Origin of the sequence: Aurantiacibacter gilvus (genome assembly GCF_038289935.1) — a bacterium.
Taxonomy (GTDB): domain Bacteria; phylum Pseudomonadota; class Alphaproteobacteria; order Sphingomonadales; family Sphingomonadaceae; genus Alteraurantiacibacter; species Alteraurantiacibacter gilvus.
Genome location: NZ_JBBYHV010000002.1, coordinates 61,777 through 80,771 on the forward strand (window position 1 = coordinate 61,777; position 18,995 = coordinate 80,771).

16 protein-coding genes are annotated in these 18,995 nt (G+C 64.0%); 8 read left to right on the forward strand and 8 right to left on the reverse strand.

The annotated features are described in order from the left end of the window. Positions 1–5: 5 nt before the first annotated feature. On the reverse strand, positions 6–806 hold the full coding sequence (locus tag AAEO60_RS10280) for a cyclase family protein (protein WP_341673627.1): 801 nt from the start codon (positions 804–806) through the stop codon (positions 6–8). Positions 807–976: 170 nt separating this feature from the next. Between AAEO60_RS10280 and AAEO60_RS10285 the strand changes: the two genes are divergently transcribed. Then, entirely contained in the window at positions 977–1,555 is a 579-nt protein-coding gene (locus AAEO60_RS10285; protein ID WP_341673628.1) for a cupin domain-containing protein, read from the forward strand. A 6-nt stretch (positions 1,556–1,561) separates the two neighbouring features. On the opposite strand, the gene AAEO60_RS10290 is transcribed toward AAEO60_RS10285, so the two are convergent. From AAEO60_RS10290 to hisD, 3 genes are read right to left on the reverse strand one after another with little or no spacing between them, the layout of a single operon-like run. Continuing rightward, positions 1,562–2,746: a cytochrome P450 gene (locus AAEO60_RS10290; RefSeq protein WP_341673629.1), complete on the reverse strand. Its 1,185-nt coding sequence runs from the start codon at positions 2,744–2,746 to the stop codon at positions 1,562–1,564. Next, positions 2,743–3,501 (reverse strand): SDR family NAD(P)-dependent oxidoreductase, encoded by a 759-nt coding sequence (locus AAEO60_RS10295; RefSeq protein WP_423970151.1) that lies wholly within the window; start codon positions 3,499–3,501, stop codon positions 2,743–2,745. The genes AAEO60_RS10290 and AAEO60_RS10295 overlap by 4 nt, the downstream gene beginning before the upstream one ends. Then, positions 3,501–4,829, reverse strand: a complete 1,329-nt coding sequence (gene hisD, locus AAEO60_RS10300; RefSeq protein WP_341673630.1) for a histidinol dehydrogenase — start codon at positions 4,827–4,829, stop codon at positions 3,501–3,503. Before hisD ends, AAEO60_RS10295 begins: the two co-directional genes overlap by 1 nt. 165 nt (positions 4,830–4,994) lie before the next feature. Between hisD and AAEO60_RS10305 the strand changes: the two genes are divergently transcribed. The 4 genes from AAEO60_RS10305 to AAEO60_RS10320 are packed head-to-tail and all read left to right on the forward strand — an operon-like array spanning position 4,995 to position 8,599. Next, positions 4,995–5,939 carry a fumarylacetoacetate hydrolase family protein gene (locus AAEO60_RS10305; RefSeq protein ID WP_341673631.1) on the forward strand — a complete coding sequence of 315 codons (945 nt, stop codon included), beginning with the start codon at positions 4,995–4,997 and terminating at the stop codon, positions 5,937–5,939. Continuing rightward, positions 5,936–6,481: a cupin domain-containing protein gene (locus AAEO60_RS10310; protein WP_341673632.1), complete on the forward strand. Its 546-nt coding sequence runs from the start codon at positions 5,936–5,938 to the stop codon at positions 6,479–6,481. Before AAEO60_RS10305 ends, AAEO60_RS10310 begins: the two co-directional genes overlap by 4 nt. A gap of 40 nt (positions 6,482–6,521) precedes the next feature. Continuing rightward, positions 6,522–7,844 carry an MFS transporter gene (locus AAEO60_RS10315; protein WP_341673633.1) on the forward strand — a complete coding sequence of 441 codons (1,323 nt, stop codon included), beginning with the start codon at positions 6,522–6,524 and terminating at the stop codon, positions 7,842–7,844. Then, on the forward strand, positions 7,841–8,599 hold the full coding sequence (locus tag AAEO60_RS10320; protein ID WP_341673634.1) for an SDR family NAD(P)-dependent oxidoreductase: 759 nt from the start codon (positions 7,841–7,843) through the stop codon (positions 8,597–8,599). Before AAEO60_RS10315 ends, AAEO60_RS10320 begins: the two co-directional genes overlap by 4 nt. Here AAEO60_RS10320 and AAEO60_RS10325 read toward each other — a convergent pair. Together AAEO60_RS10325 and AAEO60_RS10330 are read right to left on the reverse strand one after the other, a co-directional pair. Further along, the gene (locus AAEO60_RS10325) at positions 8,596–9,492 is read right to left on the reverse strand and encodes an MBL fold metallo-hydrolase (RefSeq protein ID WP_341673635.1); all 897 of its coding nucleotides are present in this window, start codon (positions 9,490–9,492) and stop codon (positions 8,596–8,598) included. The two genes, AAEO60_RS10320 and AAEO60_RS10325, sit on opposite strands and share 4 nt — an antisense overlap. A gap of 70 nt (positions 9,493–9,562) precedes the next feature. Next, a complete protein-coding gene (locus tag AAEO60_RS10330) occupies positions 9,563–10,045 on the reverse strand; it encodes a hypothetical protein (protein ID WP_341673636.1) in 483 nt (160 codons plus the stop codon). Positions 10,046–10,181: 136 nt separating this feature from the next. Here AAEO60_RS10330 and AAEO60_RS10335 point away from each other — a divergent pair, with 136 nt between their 5' ends. From AAEO60_RS10335 to AAEO60_RS10345, 3 genes are all read left to right on the forward strand, one after another. Beyond that, positions 10,182–11,084 (forward strand): VOC family protein, encoded by a 903-nt coding sequence (locus AAEO60_RS10335; protein ID WP_341673637.1) that lies wholly within the window; start codon positions 10,182–10,184, stop codon positions 11,082–11,084. 3 nt (positions 11,085–11,087) lie between these two features. Beyond that, positions 11,088–12,248, forward strand: a complete 1,161-nt coding sequence (locus AAEO60_RS10340) for an alpha/beta hydrolase family protein (RefSeq protein WP_341673638.1) — start codon at positions 11,088–11,090, stop codon at positions 12,246–12,248. A 65-nt stretch (positions 12,249–12,313) separates the two neighbouring features. Further along, positions 12,314–13,036, forward strand: coding sequence for a siderophore-interacting protein (locus AAEO60_RS10345; protein WP_341673639.1), 723 nt, complete (start codon positions 12,314–12,316; stop codon positions 13,034–13,036). A 96-nt stretch (positions 13,037–13,132) separates the two neighbouring features. Here the strand turns inward: AAEO60_RS10345 and AAEO60_RS10350 are convergent, their stop codons facing one another. Continuing rightward, positions 13,133–15,463 carry a TonB-dependent receptor gene (locus tag AAEO60_RS10350; protein WP_341673640.1) on the reverse strand — a complete coding sequence of 777 codons (2,331 nt, stop codon included), beginning with the start codon at positions 15,461–15,463 and terminating at the stop codon, positions 13,133–13,135. 152 nt (positions 15,464–15,615) lie between these two features. Then, positions 15,616–18,882 carry a glycosyl hydrolase gene (locus AAEO60_RS10355; protein ID WP_341673641.1) on the reverse strand — a complete coding sequence of 1,089 codons (3,267 nt, stop codon included), beginning with the start codon at positions 18,880–18,882 and terminating at the stop codon, positions 15,616–15,618. Positions 18,883–18,995: the final 113 nt, after the last annotated feature.

The following is an 18,995-nucleotide window of genomic DNA, read 5'->3' on the forward strand; positions in this document are numbered from 1 at the left end:
CCCCCCTATTCCTCGAAGATGGCGACGGCCCGGGTCCAGCCCGCGCTGGCCCCTTTGATCTTGTGCGGAAAGCACGAGATCATGAAACCGGTGCCGGGGATCGCTTCGAGGTTGTGCATCTTCTCGATGTGGCAGTAGCCGATATCCACGCCCGCGCGGTGGCCTTCCCAGATCAGCTTGGGGTTGCCGGTTTCCTTCACCTTTTCCGCCGTGTGGTTGAACGGTGCGTCCCACGACCAAGCATCGGTGCCGGTCACGCGCACACCGCGTTCGAGCAGGTACATGGTCGCCTCGTAACCCATGCCTGCACCGCGCCCGACATAGCCCGGATCGCGGTCGGCAAGCGCCATCCCGGCGCTGGTGTTGACCACGACGATATCCAGCGGCTGCAATTCGTGCCCGATCCGCTGCAACTCCGCCTCGACATCGGCGGCGGTGGCCACGTAGCCATCGTCGTAGTGACGAAAGTCGAGTTTGACGCCGGGGTTGAAGAACCAGTCGAGCGGCATCTGGTCGATGGTCTGCGCCGGGCGGCTGCCGCCGGGCAGCGCGGCGTCCTGCGTCGGGTGGTAGTGCCACGGCGCATCGACGTGCGTGCCGCTGTGCGTGGTCAGCCGCACCCATTCGGCAGCGCAAAACGGCTCGCCGCCGTGCATCCCTTCGGCTTCCTCCGGATCGAACCAGTGCGCCAGTTCGTGCTTCGTATCCGCGTGGACCTCGTACTCGATGGTCGGCTTCAGGAAGGGCGGATCGCTGACAATGTCGTTCTCCAGCGTCATCGACAGGTCAACGTAGCGGCGGACCATGGGCGTTCCTGTGCAATCTTGGTTGTTTTGCCAGCCAGAGTCTGCCCGTCCGCAGCCGCGCTGACAAGCTTATCGACTGAGCCGATTTCACAAATCCGGCCTAATCAATTTCAAATCAGCGGGCGGCCCGTCCATTGCCTTGCCTAACCGAGCAAGAGGAGCTTCCCACAATGTCCCGCGAACCACGGGTGGTCGTCACCGGCCACGACGACAATGGCACCGCCATCATCATTTCCGACAAGGCCCCGCGCACCTATCCCAACCCCAAGTTCCTGACGACCTTCTACGAGGTATGGAACGAGAAGCAGGTGCCCGTCACCGTGTCCAGGCACATGCAGGACAACGAGGATTCGCTGAACCACCCGCCGCCGCGCGGCGGTGTGCGCATCCGCATGCACGATTTCGACCCCGCCGGGAAAAAGGCCGAGGCACTGACCTACGAAGAGATCGTCGAGCACTTCAAGGAAGCAGGCTCCGAAGACGCCGTGCCGCCGAAGGACAAGTGGAAGCACGCCTTCATGCACCGCACCGAGTCCATCGACTTTGGCATCATGATCGAAGGCGAACTGGTGCTGGTGATGGAAGAAGGCGAGCGTGTGCTCACCCCCGGCGACATTGTCGTACAGGTCGGCACCAACCACAGCTGGACCAACCGCAGCGACAAGAACGCACGCATCTGCTTCGTGCTGCTGGACGGTGATTACGACGACGAACTGCGCGGGCTGCTAGGAACCGAACCCAAGCCCTGATCCAGGTCAGGCGGGGACCAGTTTGACCGGCACCCGCGCAAGGGCGTGCAGGGTATTGTTGAGCCGGAACTCCGCCGGGCCATTCGCGCGCATCTCGGTCACCCGGTCGAGAAGGGCACCAAGCACGGCCTCCATCTCCAGCCGCGCGACCATCTGGCCCAGGCACTGGTGAATGCCGAAACCGAAGCCGACGTGGCCACCGGCGTTGCGGCTGATATCGAAACGGTCGGGTTCGTCCCACTTGCGCGGGTCGCGGTTGGCGGCGGCGAGGAACAGCAGCACCTTGTTGCCTGCAGGGATGGTCCCGCCTTCGACAGCAACATCGAGGCTCGTGGTGCGGAAGAACGTCTGCACCACCCCGCCCCACCGCAGCGATTCCTCGATCGCGCGCTTGGCCAGCGACGGGTCGGCGCGCAGCTTGCTCCATTCGGACGGATGTTCGGCAAGGGCGTGGACGAGGTTGGCAATGCCGTTCACCGTGGTATCTACCCCGGCGGTAAGGAAGCTGCGCACCAACCGTTCGGCCTCTTCGGGCGAACAATCACCACGGTCTGCGGCCTCATAAACCGACATGCCCCAGCCACCCGGCTTCAGGTTCTCGCGCTTGCAGCTTTCGTTGACCCACGCCGCCGCCTCGGCCCCGCGTGCCATCGATTCCTCCACCAGCCGGTTCTTCGGACCGAAAGCGTTGAAGGCTATGGTGCCGTAGGGGATCAGGTGTTCGCGCCCCTCGTCACGCAGGCCGATCAGATCGGGGAAGACGCGCAACGGGAATTCCTCCGCCAAGGCCTCGACCGCGTCGACCTCGCCGCGCGAAACCACCTCGGTCACCAATGCATCGGCCTTGGCGCGCCATTCGGGCTGGAGTGCGCGCAGGCCGGAAAGGCTGGCGACCTTGTTCATCAGCCCGCGCGTCCGGTCGTGCAGCGGCGGATCGGTTTCTAGCAGCAGCGATGGCGGCCGCCACGGCTCCTCATGTGCGAAGTCGGACAAGCCGACACCCCGTGCGGAAATATAGGTCTCCCAGTCCTTCAGTGCAGGCTGCACCTCGGCAAAGCGCGCCATGGCGTAACAGCCGATCGCCTCAAGCCAGATGACCGGACCGGCATCGCGCAAGGCCGGGTGGTGGGCGTAGGGATCGGCGAGGAACTGTTCGTCGAACGGATCGATGTCGACGACCGGAAAGGTCATTCGGCGGTCCAGCCGCCGTCAACCACCAGGCTGGTGCCGGTCATCAATGCGGAGGCGTCGCTGGCGAGGAACACGATGGCGCCCATCAGGTCCTCGACTGAGCCGATCCGACCCAGCTTGATCTTCGACAGCACGCTGGCCTTGAAATCAGCGTCTTCGAACATCGGCTTGGTCAGCGGCGTTTCGATGAAGGTCGGCGCGATGGTGTTCGAGCGGATGCCGTGCGGGGCAAGGTCGAGCGCGAAGGCCTTGTTCATGCCTTCCATCGCCCACTTGCTGGCACAATAGAGGCTGCGGTTGGAGCCACCGACGTGGCCCATCTGGCTGCCCATGTGGATGAGGCTGCCATGCTCGCCCGCATCGATCAGCCGCTTCGCACAGGCCTGCGCAACGAAGAAAGCAGACTTCACGTTGAGGTCCATCACCGCATCGAAATCTTCTTCCGAAGCTTCCCACATCGGCTTGGGCCGGTTGGTCCCGGCATTGTTGACCAGCACGTGGAACGGAGCGCGGCTGTCGAAGAACGTTTCAACCGCCGCGATGTCCGAAACGTCGAGGACCGCAGCACTGGCGTTCTTACCTATCGCCTGTGCTGCGGCCTCGATCTCGCTGGCGGTTCGCGCCACCAGTGTTACTTCGGCGCCCGCCTCGGCCACGGCCGCAGCGGCAGCCAGCCCGATCCCTCGCCCGGCGCCGGTCACCAGCGCGCGCTTGCCATCCAGCCGGAAGCTCGGGGTTGCGGGTATATCCACCATCAGGCGGCAGTCTCCTTGCTGGGCTCCACCGCGCCCGCATAGGGCACGTTACGGCCACCATAGCGGCGCACGCGGATATTGGCCTGTTCGCCGTGCCCGGCAAAGCCTTCCATCGCGCAGAGACGGCTGCAGTATTCGCCCACCAAGGTGGTCGCCTCGTCGGTCAGCACGTTCTGGTAGGTGCAGGTCTTGAGGAACTTGCCCACCCACAGGCCGCCGGTGTAGCGTGCGCTTTTCTTGGTTGGCAGCGTGTGGTTGGTGCCGATCACCTTGTCGCCGTAGCTGACATTGGTGCGCGGGCCGAGGAACAGCGCGCCGTAGTTGGTCATGTTCTTGAGGAAGTAATCGGGGCCCTCGGTCATCACCTGCACGTGCTCGTTGGCATAGTCGTCGGCGACGATCCGCATTTCCTCGTAGCTGTCGCAGACCACCACTTCGCCGAAGTTCTCCCAGGCCGGACGAGCATAGTCGGCGGTCGGCAGGATATCGAGCAGCCGCTCGACCTCGCGCATGGTGTCGCGCGCGAGCTTCTCCGAATTGGTGATCAGGATCGCCGGGCTTTCGGGGCCGTGTTCGGCCTGTCCGAGCAGGTCGGTGGCGCAGATCTCGCCGTCGACGGTCTCGTCGGCGATCACCATGGTTTCGGTCGGGCCGGCGAACAGGTCGATGCCCACGCGGCCGAACAACTGGCGCTTGGCCTCTGCGACGAAGGCATTGCCCGGGCCGACCAGCATGTCGACGCCGCCGATGGACTCGGTGCCGATAGCCATGGCGCCGATGGCCTGGATGCCGCCCAGCGCATAGATCGCGTCCGCCCCGGCCATGGCCTGTGCCGCAACGATCTTGTCCGCCGGCTTGCCTTCGAACGGCGGGGCGCAGGTAATGACACGCGGCACGCCCGCCACCTTGGCAGTGATCACGCTCATGTGCGCGCTGGCCAGCAGCGGGTACTTGCCGCCAGGCACATAGCAACCGGCAGCGTTCACGGGGATGTGCTTGTGACCCAGCACCACGCCCGGCATGGTTTCGACCTCAACTTCCTTCATCGAGTCCTTCTGGATCTGCGCGAAGTTGCGCACCTGTGCCTGGGCGAACTCGATATCCTTGCGTTCCTGCGCGGTCAGGCGCTCCACGCAATTGTCGATCTCGGCCTGCGACAGCTGGTAGTCCTCGCGGTCCCAGCCGTCGAACTTCACGCTCATTTCGCGCACGGCGGCATCGCCGCGTTCCTCGATGTCGAGCAGGGCTGCTTCCACGATCTCGCGGACCTTCTTGTCCGCATCGCGTTTTGCCTCGGCAGTCGCGCCGCGCTTGAGCCAGGTGGCCATGGGGTATCCTCTTCCAGGTTGGCTGTGATCGGCTGGCCAATGCCCCAGCCTGCCTGCGCGGACCAACGCATGTTATCGATGGCTTGCTATCGGCCAAATGCCATTGCTGGTGCGCAGGCGGCGGGTTAGCCCGACAATGTAGATATATGCAGGGAGAAGGTTCGAATGCGCCTCGCAACACTGATCGATGGAACGCCGGACGGACGGCTGGTGGTGGTATCGCCCGATGGCAGCCACTGCGCCGCGGGACCGGTGAAGACCATGCAGGATGCGCTGGAACAGTGGGACACTGTCGAGCCGCAACTGCGCGCGATCAGTGACTTCCCCGATGTGCTCGACATGGGAAAGGTCACCGCCCCGCTGCCGCGGGCGTGGCAGTGGCTCGACGGATCGGTCTATGCCAGCCACGGCGCGCTGATGGACAAGGTGATCGGGATCGACAAGCCGCCGGTCGAATGGCCGCTGATGTACCAGGGCGTATCGAGCAAGTTCTACGGCCCGACCGAGGACGTGGTCATGGCCGAGGAAGACCTCGGCATCGATTTCGAAGGCGAGTTCGGCATTCTCACCACCCGGACCCCGATGGGCACCAAGGCCGATGCCGCCGCGCCGCATATAGCGCTGGTAGTGCAAATCAACGACTGGAGCCTGCGCTCGCTAGCTGGCCCGGAAATGAAGACCGGCTTCGGCTGGATCCAGGCCAAGCCGCCGTGCTCGATGGCGCCCTTTGCGGTCACGCCGGACGAGCTTGGCGATGCCTGGCAGGACTTCCAGCCCAACATGCACCTGACGGTCAACTGGAACGGCGAACAGTTCGGCAATGCCCACGGCAAGGCCATGGGCTACGGCTTCGACAAGCTGGTGGCCCACGCTGCGCGCACCCGCGAGCTGGTGGCGGGCACGGTGATCGGTTCGGGCACCGTCTCCAACGAGAACTTCCGCGAAGTCGGCTCCTCATGCATCGCCGAGCGTCGCGGGATCGAGATCGTCGACGAGGGTAGCCCCAAGACCGAGTTCATGAAGTTCGGCGACACGGTTCGCATGGAAGCGCGCACGGCGGACGGACGCACGCCCTTCGGCGCGATCGACCAGAAGGTCGTCTCCCTTTGAGCGATGCCATTTCCGACAGCGGCCTGCCGCTGGTCCAGCGGGTGGTGACGGGCCACGACGAGAACGGCCGTTCGGTCTTCAAGTCAGAGGATTTCTCGCCGACGAAGATGATCCCCACCGGCGATGCCGCCTTCCTGCTGATGTGGACCACCGAGACGGTGCCGGCCGACAACAACGACGAAACCGACGGGCGTGAACGCGATGCCGGGGTGACGCTCAACGGCGGTTCGGTCATCCGCATCACCGATATCCTGCCGGGGGAGCAGAGCCCGTTCCACCGCACCAACTCCATCGACTACGGCATCGTCCTGCAAGGCGAGATCGAGCTGGAGCTGGAGGACGGCCGCAAGAAGTCCATCGGCGAGCACGGCGTGATCATCCAGCGCGGCACCAACCACTTGTGGCGCAACACCACCGACAAGGTATGCCGGATCGCCTTCGTGCTGATCGAGGCCCCGCCTTACCTGCACAACGGCCAGCCGCTCGAGGAAGCCAAGCCCGAGCAGGTGGACGACCGGTACGGCGACGCCAAGATCAACTAGGCCAAAGGCAACCATGATCGCCGGCAGGGAGAGGAACACAATGGAAGCCAGCACACCAGCCTATCCGCCGCGCGCCGTAGCCTGGCGATCGGCAATCATCGTTTTCGTCCTGACCGCGATTGCGCTGGCAGACCGGATGGCGATCTCCATGCTGATCGGCCCGATCAAGGCGGAGTTCGGCATCGGCGATTTCCAGGCCAGCCTGCTGATCGGCCTCGCCTTCACCCTGTTCTACGTCATCTTCCTGCTGCCCATCGGCGCGGCGGCGGACAAGTTCAGTCGCGCGAAGGTGCTGGGGATCTGCCTGTTCATCTGGTCGATCACGACGGTCGCCTGCGGGTTCGCCACTGGCTTCATCAGCCTGTTCATCCTGCGCATGCTGATGGGAGCGGGTGAAGCCGGGATCGGCCCCTGCTCGCACGGCATCATCGGCGCCAGCTTCCCGCGTGAACGCCTGTCCAAACCACTCGCCTTGCAAGGCATCGGATTCCAGGTCGGCCCAGCCGTAGGCGTGGCGGCAGCTGGTGGTATCCTTGGCGCGGGCGCGGCAGGTGCCTTCGAGGGCATCCCGCTGCTGCAAGACCTCGCTCCGTGGCGCGTAGCCTTTATCTTGATCGGCCTGCCGGGCCTGCTCGCCCTGCTGCTAATCCCGCTGTTGCACGACCCGGACCGCGCGCGCCAGCAGAGCGCTGCCACCAGTACCGAACCGAAGGTCTCCATCATGCCCTTCATTCGCGAAAACCGGCTTCTGTTTGCCGCCATGCTGCTGGGTAGCGGTATTTCAGCGATGGCCGCTGGCGTGGTGACCGGCTGGGTGCCAGAATACCTGCAACGCACGCTGGAAGTATCGCCAGCCGCTGCGGGCAGCACGCTGGGTGCAATCATGCTGGTCACCGCCTTCGCCGGACAAGGCACCTATGCCGCGATTGTGGACTGGTTCGCCGCTCACGGGCACCTCGATGCGCCGATCCGCGTTGGCCTGCTGCCGACCTTCCTTGCCATCCCGCTGGCATGGATCGCCTTCAGCGCCGAAGGCAGCACGGCCTTCTATGCCTTGCTGTTCGCCTTCGCCATGGCCATCGCGCCGTTCAATGCCATCAACAACACGGTCGCCCAAATGATCGCTCCACCAGGATTGCGAAGCCGCATCTCGGCGCTTTTCATCTTCTCTATCAGCATCATCGGCTTTGGTCTCGGGCCGGCGCTGGTCGGCTGGCTGTCGGAATTCGTCTTCGGCGAGGCGCGACTAGGCGAAGCCATGCGGCTGGTGGCGACGCTATCCATGGTGGCGACATTTGTCCTGTTCGTGATCGCCCGCAAGCCACTGTTGCGCGCCATGCAGGCCACGGGTGAGGCAGCTTGACCTCACCCTTCGACCTGTCGGGCAAGCGCGCAATCGTCACCGGTTCGACGCGTGGGATAGGACGCGCGATTGCCGAAGCCTTTCTTGCCGCTGGCGCGCAGGTGTTGGTGTCCAGCGAGAGCGTGGAAGACACTGAAACCGTCTCACGCGAATTGGGCCAGCCGGGGATCGCCGCTGACGTGACCATCGACGGCGACCTCGAAACGCTGGTCGACTTCGCGCTGTCCGAGTTCGACGGGATCGACATTCTCGTCTGCAACGCCGGGATCACCGGCAAGCCCGGCCCCTTTGCCAGCGTCGAAATGGACGATTTCGACCGGGTGATGGCACTGAACCTGCGCAGTCAGGTCATGCTCGCCAACCTTGCCTTGCCACATATTGCCGCGGGCGGTGGCGGCGCGGCGGTGCTGATGAGCAGCATCTCCGCCCTGCGCGGCAACGGCGCGATCAACGCCTATGCGCTAAGCAAGGCGGGTGTCTCGCAACTGGCGCGCAACCTGGCGGTGGAATGGGGACCGCGCAACGTTCGCGTCAATGCCATTGCGCCGGGATTCATCGCCACCGACCTGTCGCGGCCACTGCTGGAAAACGAGGCTTTCATGGCCCGACGCATGGCCATGACCCCGCTGCGCCGGCCCGGACAGCCCGAAGAGGTGGCCGTCGCCGCTCAGTTCCTCGCCAGCGATGCGGGCAGCTTCGTCACCGGCCAGACGCTGGTGGTCGACGGCGGGACTGTGATTACCGACGGCAGCTAATCACAACCTACGTCAAAGCTTGCCAGGTCGATGGCGAGGTCCAGCGGCCCCAGATAGGACTGCCGCACCCCGTCGCGCAGATAGTTTTCGCTTTCACGCAAGGGGGTGGGCGGCACGGCAAAGTGGGTCAATACCAGGTGGTCTACGTCCGCCGCCGCTGCCATGCGACCAACCTCCGCCGCGTCGACATGGTGCGTGGCGAGATGTTGTCGCAACGCGGATTGTACGGGAGGCGGCATATCCGGGCGTAGCGCCAGGATTTCCGCCAGCAGCGGCTCCAGCGCGATGACCTCGGTCACCAGCAGGTCGCTGCCTTGCGCCAGCTCGGTTAGCTCGCTGCTGGGGCCGGTATCGCCGCTGTAGGTGATCGAGCGCCCATCCATGTCGAAACGGTAGCTGAGCGAGGTTGTGCCGATCTCCTCCAGCGGGAAGTCGTAATGGGTGTTGGTCCGCGCGGTCACGATGACATCGCCGATGGCGAACTGTTGCTCTGATTCGGACAGTTCGACCACGAAGATGTTCGCCGCCGGATCGGCCGTCGCAGCGCCAGTACCGAAACCGACCCGCTCTTGGGGACGCAGCGAGGCCACGATCCCGTCGACCAATTCGGCGATACCGGGAGGGCCGTAGATCGTCAGCGGGTCGGAGAAGTTGTTCATCCAGCGCAGACCGACATAGGCGGCCAGCCCGCCAACATGGTCCCAGTGCAGGTGGCTGATCAGGACGTGGCGCGGCTCGCCAATGTCGCGACCCAGCTGCGCAAAGGCATCGGCCGTGCCGTCGCCGGTATCGACGAGGATTACCTCGCCGCCCACGTCCAGCAGGTTGGCGGGTTCGGAACGGTCCGGCGTCGGAATCGGGCCGCCTGCCGTGCCTAGCGTGGTCCAGCGCATGGTAGGGCAGCTTTCCTGCGCGACGGAGGGCGTTGCAATAGCTGCCAGGACAGCAGCTGTAGCGAGCAACCTAGCGGAAATCATAGCTCTCCTCCGACATTGGCTCGATGATATCGACTTTCTCCGCGATCAGGCCGGTGGCAGGATCGAAGCGCATGACCTCGACCACGGCATCGCCGATCTTGGTGCCGCCGGGGGTGCCAAAGATCGTGGTGATCTCGTCGCCGATGCCGATCCCTTCGACCAGCGCCAGCACCACCACCTGGTCGCCTTCCTCGATCACCCGGTGGATGCGGTATTGCGGGATGACCGGCGGGAAATAACCCGGCACCCAGTAGGTTGCCCGCGCATCGGCCAGTTCGCCATCGTTCCAAGCGGAATAGAGGTAGACCAGCGCGATGCGCTTGTTGGGGGTGTCAGCCGGGCTGAACTCATAACGCTCCAACAGGTCGGCGGGAATCTCCATCTGCGCCCGCTGTTCGCTGTCCTGCTCTTCCTGCTGCTGGCAGGCCGACAGCGCCATTGCGGCTGCTACAACGACAATTCGCTTCATCGCATGCTCCCCTCCAGCCTGCCATAGCCCAGCCGCCGCCGATAGTTGCATGGAGCCTTTCGATGCCGCGATATCGATAGAATGGGGTTCTAACCCGCGCCACGCCCAACTAGGTCCACTGGCAAAGGAGACAGAAATGAGCCGCGTTACCGATGTCCGCTATGTCGGATATGCCGTGCCAGACCTGGAGGCGGAGAAGGCCTTCTACCTCGATCAGTGGAAGTTAAAGCTGGTCGCCGAAGAGAACGGCCTCAGCTACCTTGCCACGCAGGGCCATGACGAATTGTACGTCGTCCGCCTGCGCCAGTCGGACGTGCGCCGCGTAGACGTGGTGGCACTGGCAGCGGACAGCCGCGCCGATGTCGATGCGCTGCACGTCAAGGTCGTCACCTCTGGCTGCAAGATCATCTTCGAACCTCGCGAGCTGGAAAGTTTCGGTGGTGGCTACGGCTTCCGCTTCTTCAATCCCGACGGCATCGAGATGGAGATCTCCTGCGACGTCGCGCGTGGCGAAGCGCGCGAACTGGAAGAACGCGAGGCAGTGCCCGAAAAGATCAGCCATGTCGTGTTCCACTCGCCGCAGCACAAGGAAATCACCCAGTGGTTCATCAACACGCTGGGCTTCGGCCTGGCGGACTGGATCGGCGACTTCATGAGCCTGATCTACTGCAACACGGCGCACCACCGGATCGCCTTCCTGCCCGGACCGCCGTGCCTCAACCACATCGCCTACGACATGCCCGACGTGGACGAGATGATGCGGGGACTTAAGCGCCTGCGCCGCGGCGGTTACGACACCGTCTGGGGCCCCGGCCGCCACACCGCGGGCGATAATACCTTCGCATATTTCGTGACCCCTGCCGGCTTCACGGTGGAATATACCAGCGAGCTGGAGACGATCGACCCCGACACCTGGGAGCCGCGTACCTTCACGCCCGCACCCGACATCATGGACCAGTGGGGCATCGGCACCGGCGGTCCGCAGACCATGCCGAAGCCCGCGCCCGACGCCGGGCTTTTCCAGCCTTCAGGAGTATAAGACTTGGCCCTGTTCGAACCCTTCCCGAATTACGTCTGGAACCTGTCGGTTTCAATCGCGGTAGAAAACGGCGGCAAGATCGGCGAGATCGTCGACATCATCAACCAGTTGAAGGACAAGGCCGAGGCTGGCGAGGATGCTGGTACGCAGGACTTCATGAGGGCCTGGGTCGGCATGGCCGATAAGCTGGTGGAACTGGGCGAGGAAGACCTTGCGCTGGGTCGCGAGTTTTCCGCGGGCAACAAATTCAAGCGTAGCGCCATCTATTACCAGACCGGCGAACGCATGCAGGCCCACGGCAGCGAAGGCCGCATGAAGACCTACATGAACTCCATCACCAACTTCATGCGCGGGATGGAGCTTACCAACGAACCGGTCGAGAAGATCACCATTCCCTACCAGGGCAAGGAGATCACCGGCCTGTTTCACAAGGCACCCGTCGATGGCCCCGCGCCCTGCGTGGTCTATTGCAATGGTCTCGATTCCATGAAGGAAATGCTGTGGATGGGCGGCTTCCCCAAGGCGCTCGCCCAGCGCGGCATCCACTCGATCTGCGTTGACCAGCCGGGCACCGGCGAGGCGCTGCGCCTGCACGACCTGCCCGCCACCCCGCACAGCGAGGAATGGGCCAGCGCATGGGTCGACAACCTCGAAACCCGCGACGACGTGCTCAACGACAAGATCGGCATGACCGGCATCTCGCTGGGTGGCCATTTCGCTCCGCGCGCGGTGGCCTACGAACCTCGCTTTGCCAGCGGCGCGGCCTGGGGTGCCAACCACAACTGGCGCGAAGTGCAGGACAAGCGCATCAAGCGCGAGGGCGAGAACCCCGTGCCGCACTACTGGGGCCACGTTTTTTGGGTATTCGGTGCCAAGGACATGGACGACTTCCTCGCCAAGACGACCGACATGAACCTCAACGGCCACATGGACCGGATCAAGGTGCCCTTCCTGGTCACTCACGGCGTGGAAGACCGGCAGATCAGCAAGGACTATGCGCAGCAGGCCTATGACCAACTGGTCAATTCGCCGCGCCGTGAGCTCAAGTGGTTCACTCCGCGCGAAGGCGGTGTCGAACACGTAGGCGCGGACAACCACGCCTTCGCGATCGACTACATCGCCGACTGGTTCGCCGAAACGCTGGGCGGCAATACCGCCGCCTAGCGCTCCGGCCCCAAGGAGAAGAAATTATCGCACCCCCCAATCGCCCGCCGCCGCGTGGGTTCACAGTGCTGGCCAAGGCCAATGTTACCCCCAATCTGCTGCGCGTAACGCTCGGCGGTGAAGGAATGGCGGAATTCCCGCCGAACAGCGAAGGCGCCTACGTCAAGCTGCGACTGGCGCAGGATGGTGGCAAGCCCGCCGTCCGCACCTACACGATCCGGCATCAGCGCGAGGACGCACTGGTTGTCGACTTCGCCCTCCATGCGGAAACCGCTACCGGCCATGCCGGACCTGCCACCGACTGGGCACTAAACGTCGAACCCGGTGACAACATCGAAGCAGGCGGGCCGGGGCCAGCCAAGCCGCTGCCGCCGGGCCATGACTTTTACCTGCTTGCAGGCGACATGACTGCCCTGCCCGCAATCTCAGTCAACCTCGCTGCCCTGCCGGACGATGCGCGCGGCCTTGCCGTGATCGAGGTAATGAGCGCCGAGGACGCGCAGGACCTGCCGCGCCCTGCCGGTGTCGAACTGCGCTGGTTGGTGGTGCCGCAACCCGGCTCGCAACCGCTCGCGCTGGCAACGGCCCTGCGGGGAGCAGGCTGGCCGGAGGGCAAGGTCTATGCCTGGTGTGCCAGCGAGTTCAGCGCCATGCAGGCGCTACGTGCCTACCTGCGCGACGAGCGCGGCCTCGGCCCGGACCGGCTCTACATTTCCAGCTACTGGAAGAGCGGCATCAACGAAGAGGCCCACAAGATCGCCAAGCGAGAGGATTCGGAGGCGCAATAGCCTCCTCCACACCGTTGCAATTCCTGGCTCCCAAAGCAAAAGGCCGGGGAGGTGCCGCAACACCTCCCCGGCCTTCAGGGAGAGACTTTCGGGTCCCTAGAACTCGAAGCCGGCGCGGATGCCGACGACGCGGGCGGTCAGGCCTGCCACCGGCCAGGCACGGATGCCGCCGTCTGGCCGGCCCGCGAAGGTGCTGGCGAGATAGGCCGTGGGCTCACGCTCTTCGGTCAGGTTGCGAACGAACACGCTGAGGTTCCAGCCACCGTCCGCATCACGAATGCCGAGTCCGCCGTTGATCAACTCGTGCGCCGGATAGCGGAAGCGATCGTCTGCACGGGCAGCGAGCAGGACGTCGCTCTTGTAGACGAGGTTGGCGTTCACGAAGAACTCGATGGACTCCGTCACCGGGGTCGAGAACTCGCTCGACAGCGTGAACTTGTGGCGCGGAGCGTTGAGGAACTGCGTTCCGCCCAGGTTGCCGCCATCATCGCCGACATAGCCGGAGGGGAAGGTGATGTTGTTGAACTGGTAGCCCGCGTTCACCACCCAGCCCGGCAGGATCTCGCCCACCGCGCCGACCTCGAAGCCATAGCTTTCGATCTGGTCGATGTTGAGCGGCTGCGAAACCAGGGCCGTGCCGACGAAGACACTGGTCTGGCTCTGGAAGTCGAGCAGTTCATTGTAGAACACGTTGCCCGAAAGCTGCACGTCACCGATGTTGAAGCGCGCACCCAGTTCGAAGGCATTGGCCTTTTCGGGCTCAAGCTGGAACAGCTGGCCAGCCGGGTTCGTGCCCACGGCCGGCGGCTTGTAGCCGCGCGAGTAGGAAGCAAAGATGTTGGTGTCGGGGTTCGGCTGGAAGCTGACACCGATGCGGCCCGAGATGTTGCTGTCCTCGGTGACAAAAGTGCCTGCGGTGCCGTTCGGACCACCGGCATTGCCCGGAATCGCCGGGAAGGTCTGCACCGTGGTGGTGTTCTTGTAATCATCCAGGCGCAGGCCACCGAAGATGCTGACCACCTCGCTAACCTGCACGGTGGCGTCTGCGAACAGTGCCAGCGTGCGGTTTTCGGTCAATTCGTCAGTGAACTGGTTGCCGACCGGGCAGAAGGTACCGCCCGGGTTGCAGACGCTGAAGCCGACACGCTCGCCAGGAAGGTTCGATCCGAACACGCCCCCCAGCGGAATGCGGTCGAATTCGAAGTCCTGGTAAAAGCCACCCGCGACGAAGTCGAAGGTATCGCCGACATAGCTCAGGCGCAGTTCCTGGCTCAAGCCGTTGGCGTCTTCGCGCGTCAGGTTCTGCTGCGCGGCCGGTGCCGGCAGGATACGCGAGAAATCGCGGTGTTCCTGGTCGAAGCGGCGGGCGCGGTAGGACGTGACCGAAGTTACGCTCAGGTCGTCGCTCAGGTCGAGGTCGAACACCGCCGAATAGGCCTGCACTTCGGTGCGCAGGTAGCTCGGGTCATTCTCGCAGTAGAACTCCGCCCGCTCGTCGATCACCGGCATCGCACAACCAGCGGGATCGGTGTAGGCGCCGGTCGAAATGCCGCCAATGGTGGCACCCGGAGGGCCGAACGGCGTGGTAGCGTTGGGCGCAATGGCAACCGCGAAGAAGGTCTGCCCGTCAGACGTGTTCTGGGCATATTCTGCGTTGAGATTGATCGTCAGCGCGTCGCTGGGTTCAAGCAGCAGGCGGCCGCGCAGGCCCCAGTCCTGGATGACGTTGTCCTGCCCGGTGGTGACCGAATGCTGCAGGCCCGTCTCTTCCTTGAACTGCGTGGCCACGCGCAGGGCACCGATCTGACCCAAGGGCACGTTGACACCAGCATTGATCACCCATTCGCCGACTTCGGAACCAACGGTTCCCTTGTCCGCCCAGTCCACACTGGCGTTCATGCCGAATTCGCCAAGCACCGGCGCGCGAGTGGTAACGTTCAGCACACCAGCCGAAGCGCCCTGGCCGAACAGGGTACCCTGCGGACCGCGCAGCACTTCGACCTGCGCCATGTCGAACAGTTGCGGGAATGACATGTTGCCGACCGGGACCTGGTCGATCACCAGTGCTACCGACGAGGCAACCGAGGGGTTGAACACGCCGGTACCGACGCCGCGCAGGCGTCCGCCTCCGTTCGATTCACCGCCCGAAGTCTGGCTGATTTCCAGTGCCGGGGTGATGCGCTGCAGGTCGTTCAAGCTGTAGACTTGGTCGCGGTTCAGCTGTTCCTGTGTGGCCACCGTCACCGGCAGAGGCACGTCGATCAGGTCTTCCTCACGCTTACGCGCGGTGACGTAAATCGTCGACCCCTGCTCCTGTTGCTCGGCCTCGGCAGGCCCGTCCTGGCCGTGGGCCGCCGGAGCCGCAAACATGGCCGTCCCTGTAAACACCGACGACAGCAGACCCACCTTCATTGCGGAGAAACTCATTCTCAAACTCCTCACCCGATATATTGTTCGCGGACAATTGCCGCACTGTGATTGCTCCCACGTGGGTCATCTGCGGGAGGGGGCGCTAAGTAAAACGGGCTGTTTGGATAGATGCTAATTGACGCGGTAGATTATAGAAGAACCATTCCAGTTTATGGCGTGGAAAGCAGCCGCACCGGCCCGATCAGGCCTGCCGGGCGTAGCGGTGCATCGGGCATATAGGTCGGTGCCGTTGCCTGAGTCAGCGGCTCCGCTCCCGGCTGGGCATCACCGATCAGACGATTGATCCAGCGATTGGCGACGCGCACTTCTAGGCGGTTTTCGCCCGGCTGCAGGAATTCCCCAATGGCCACGCGGTCCGGTGCCCACCAGCTGGTGCCGGCGTAGGTACCGTTGATATAAACCTCCGCAACATCAGCAACCTGGCCGAGATCGACCCACAGCCCCTCATCCGCATCCTCGACAGTGAACGTGGTGGTATAACTGGCCACGCCCGAGAAATAGCGCACGCCGTCGTCCGCATGCTCGTTGAGCGGCGATAGCTCGTCCATGGCGATGCCAGCGGGTGCGCCGCGCCCTTCCTGGAAGACAACCTGCCACGGCCCATCGATAGTTGCGACGGCTTGCGCCGAAGCCTGCGGGACAGTGCGTGATTGGGCGCTCGTCGCCTCGCGGAAGACCACGAAGAACGACTCTTCGGGACCCATTGCGACGGGCACGACGGTGTGGTCTCCATCAAACCGGTAGCTCAGCGGTCGCGCTTCGCCGGTTACCGCATCCCACAATTCCGGCGCATAGCCGGTGACGCGGAAGCGCGCTTCCACCTGTTCGGCGCGATTGCGGCGGTTGTTGAGGAAATAGCTGTGCGATCCGTCGGCCATCTGGCGGTGCAGGAACAGGATCTCCGCATCGCTGCCACCGCCGGTGAAGGCGAAGTCCGGGGCCACGCCTAGTTCGTGCAGTACTGCGGAATAGTCAGCGGTGCCGTGCACGTTCGGACCGGTCCAGAGTTGGTCAGCAAGCCGGGCAAACTCCTCCTTGTCATCGGCCAATGACGGCGTCGCCGCCGGACGCTCGCCGATTACGGTTGCGCCCTGCCCGACAAGGTCGGCAATGCGGCGCAGCGTCGGCAAGGTCATATTCCGGGCGTCCGGGCCCAGTACCAGCGCGCGGTAGCGCGTGCCGCCTTGCGTCACCAGCATGCCGTCTTCGACGTGCATTGCATCGGCCAGCATGTCCGCATTGACGAAGTCGAAGGCGTATTCCTGCGGCAGACCGTCGGGCACTGCGGCCGCATATTGCGCGGTCACGGGGGCCTCCTCGCCGCGGAACCAGGCCACGTCGGCAAAGAAGTGGCCCTGTTGGAGCATGTAGGCATTGCGCGACATGTAATCGACCCACGGCCGCGCCATGCCGGCCCAGGTCTCGTGGCGATTGAAGTACTGGCCAAAGATCGCCAGCGTCACACCGGGCTGGAAATCGTCCAGCGGCTGGTGGACCGAGGTGTGGATCACGGGGCGGTTGATGCCGTGGGCGAATTCCAAGTCTATAAAGCGCCGCAGGTCGCGCGGCGAGAAGGCCCAGGGCGAATTGGCCGCCGTCATCGATTCCGCTGCCACCAGGTTCTGGCCATAAACGTGCGCGGTGGAAGCCGCGCCGCGCATGTCTCCGATCAGCGTTGTCCGCACCGAACCGTGGCTGGGATAGGTCCACAGGGCTGCCATCGGGATGTCGGCATGGCGACGCATCGACAGGTCGTCACCCAGCATAGGCCGCTTGTCTTCCAGTGCTTCGCCGTAAACGATCAGGCCGTTCTCATGGGCCACGTCGGCAACGGTGCCGTAGTGGTTGTCGGTCAGCAGTTCGGCGAGGGTGTCGCGCCAGTCGTAAAGGAATGCCTCGGTCTCCGCTTCGGAGCCGATCACCAGGCCGGTGAGCGCAGGCAGCCAGGGGCGCAGGGCATAGCCGCGTCGTTCCTCGAACTCGCGCTCCATCGCCGGAGTCCAGTTGGCAAAACCGGTTTCGATGGAATCGGTCAGGATCGCACGCAGGCCGCGCTCGCCGATCAGGTCGTCGCCCGTCGCCTCGCGGTACATGCCAAGGTAGGTCTCGAGATAGCGACGCACGGCATGGGGGTCGTACTTGTCGACTTCCAGCCCGGTCGCCTCGGGCGGTGCGGGATGGTTGGTGGTGCCGATCAGCGACCAGCCGAAATCGAGCACCAGCCAGTCGCTGCCTGCGGGCGGAGTCCAGTCGAGCGTGCCATCGGCGGCGACGCGGTCGGAGATATCGATGACGTCGCCCAGCGCCAGTTCAACCGGCGTCTCGTCGTCAGACATAATGGCATAGTAGTCCATCACGCCCGCGAAACCGGCCTTTTCCTGCACGCGGTTCATGCGGTGGCCGGCGCCAAAGGCAAACTGGTTGACTGACACGGTTGACAGGTCACCCAAGGCAAAAACGTCCAATGCGACGGCACCTTCTACACCGTCCATTTCGGTCGGAGGGACAATGTTGGGGTTCTCGATTATGCGGAGGCGGAACTCGCTGCCGGTGACCGGTTCGAAGCCCAGGGTCATCGGGGTATTGATCAGCGGGATATCGCCTACCTGTTGCCAGCCGTCAGCAGTGCGCACTTCCAGCAGCGGCAGTACCGGCGGGCTGCGGAAGGGGCGGACAAGGCCCGGAATGGCCAGGTCCAGAGAGCGCACGATGACCGGCTGCGGATAGGTAACATAGAGCGCACCCGACTTGTCCGCCGCCAGCGGCAAGGCATGGCCGCTTTCAAGGTCCGCATCGACCATAGCAGCAGGCGACACCGCCGTACCGTCAGCGAGCGAGAACTGCGGCGTTGGCAGGGTCGGTTCGCTGACCGGAACGGCCAGCACGGCGATATGGCCAGACGCATCAGGCAATTCGGGCGGATGGCTGTCGCTCAGCGCAATCTCCGGCTCCGGCACAGGCATGGCCTGATAGGGGCCAGTATTAGTGGGTGCACGGTTGATCGCACCGTGGAAGGCCGTGCCGCCGGTCAGCAGCGTCTGGCCCCAGACGATCTTCTTCACCCCGTCCTCAGCCGGCACCCAGGGGCCACCGGTCTCGGACCAGCCGGGCGAAGCGGCGATGGCCATTTCCAGCCCGTAACGGTCAGCCTCGGACGCAGCGAAGCGGAAGGCCTCGCGCCATTCGGGCGTCATGTAGGCCAGCCGGTTCTCGACGATCTGCGGGGTACCCAGATCGGCGTCGAAGTTCTGGAAACCGCCGATGCCGACTTCGTCCATCCAGGCAAGGTCTGCGGCAATGCCTTCTTGCGTGATATTGCCGTTCATCCAGTGCCACCACACGCGCGGACGAGCGGCATTGGGAGGTGCGACAAAGCCCTGCATCAGCGGGTCCGCCTGCTGTGACGACTGCGCCACTCCCGCATCTCCGACCGGAGCCGTGGTCGCACAACCAGCCAGAGTCAGAGCAACGGTTGCTGCTACAAGTTTCAAGCCAGTCTTCATACCTACTCCCCGAACTCCCGTGCTCG

Bases quoted from the DNA above. Each gene is read 5' to 3' on its own strand.
- hisD (WP_341673630.1), bottom strand. From the start codon at position 4,829: ATGGCCACCTGGCTCAAGCGCGGCGCGACTGCCGAGGCAAAACGCGAT.
- AAEO60_RS10315 (WP_341673633.1), top strand. From the start codon at position 6,522: ATGGAAGCCAGCACACCAGCCTATCCGCCGCGCGCCGTAGCCTGGCGA.
- AAEO60_RS10350 (WP_341673640.1), bottom strand. From the start codon at position 15,463: ATGAGTTTCTCCGCAATGAAGGTGGGTCTGCTGTCGTCGGTGTTTACA.
- AAEO60_RS10280 (WP_341673627.1), bottom strand. From the start codon at position 806: ATGGTCCGCCGCTACGTTGACCTGTCGATGACGCTGGAGAACGACATT.
- AAEO60_RS10295 (WP_423970151.1), bottom strand. From the start codon at position 3,501: ATGGTGGATATACCCGCAACCCCGAGCTTCCGGCTGGATGGCAAGCGC.
- AAEO60_RS10290 (WP_341673629.1), bottom strand. From the start codon at position 2,746: ATGACCTTTCCGGTCGTCGACATCGATCCGTTCGACGAACAGTTCCTC.
- AAEO60_RS10335 (WP_341673637.1), top strand. From the start codon at position 10,182: ATGAGCCGCGTTACCGATGTCCGCTATGTCGGATATGCCGTGCCAGAC.
- AAEO60_RS10330 (WP_341673636.1), bottom strand. From the start codon at position 10,045: ATGAAGCGAATTGTCGTTGTAGCAGCCGCAATGGCGCTGTCGGCCTGC.
- AAEO60_RS10325 (WP_341673635.1), bottom strand. From the start codon at position 9,492: ATGCGCTGGACCACGCTAGGCACGGCAGGCGGCCCGATTCCGACGCCG.
- AAEO60_RS10285 (WP_341673628.1), top strand. From the start codon at position 977: ATGTCCCGCGAACCACGGGTGGTCGTCACCGGCCACGACGACAATGGC.
- AAEO60_RS10305 (WP_341673631.1), top strand. From the start codon at position 4,995: ATGCGCCTCGCAACACTGATCGATGGAACGCCGGACGGACGGCTGGTG.